At 57.4% G+C, this 251-nt stretch carries 1 protein-coding gene; it reads left to right on the top strand.

Annotated features, from left to right (window positions below; genetic code table 11):
• On the top strand, positions 1-251 hold a 251-nt coding region (locus tag SB765_RS32035; RefSeq protein WP_410932813.1), incomplete at both ends, for a phosphate acyltransferase.

Genomic DNA, 251 nt, shown 5'->3' with positions numbered 1-251 from the left:
CTGGGCACCATGATGCTGGAGAGCGGCGAAGTGGATGGCCTGGTTTCAGGTGCGGTTCACACCACCGCCAACACCATTCGTCCGCCTCTGCAGCTGATCAAAACAGCGCCTAACAGCTCACTGGTTTCATCGGTGTTCTTTATGCTGCTGCCGGAGCAGGTGCTGGTTTACGGTGACTGCGCGATTAACCCGGATCCCACCGCTGAGCAACTGGCTGAGATCGCTATTCAGTCAGCCGACTCTGCTAAAGC

The organism is Pseudomonas sp. SIMBA_067, assembly GCF_046534675.1.
Lineage (GTDB): Bacteria > Pseudomonadota > Gammaproteobacteria > Pseudomonadales > Pseudomonadaceae > Aquipseudomonas > Aquipseudomonas putida.
The sequence above is the reverse complement of the archived record's forward strand: the minus strand, read 5'-3'. Positions and strand labels throughout refer to the sequence as shown.